Below are 275 nucleotides of genomic sequence, written 5' to 3' on the forward strand. Positions count from 1 at the left end.
GCTGGGCATCGACTTCGGCCACAGCCACGTCGCCGTCACCCTGGCCGACACCGCGGGTCGTCCCCTCGGCGAGACCAGGAGCAGGATGGCCGCGGGGCTCGACCACGCGAGCGCGCTCGACCAGGCACACCGGATGGCGCTGGAGCTGGCCGCCGAGCTGGGCCTGCCCCATCCCCAGGGCCGGCTGCCCGAGAGCCTGCACCACGTCGGGCTCGGCCTGCCCGCACCCGTCACCGACGACACCATCAGCTCCTCGGAGATCTTCCCGGGCTGGG

General features: G+C 74.2%; 1 pseudogene. It reads left to right on the plus strand.

From position 1 onward, the window contains the following. Positions 1–275, plus strand: a pseudogene (locus QWY29_RS20470) (hypothetical protein); the annotation flags it as partial.

This window comes from Nocardioides abyssi (genome assembly GCF_030412915.1).
In the GTDB taxonomy this organism is placed as follows: domain Bacteria; phylum Actinomycetota; class Actinomycetes; order Propionibacteriales; family Nocardioidaceae; genus Nocardioides; species Nocardioides abyssi.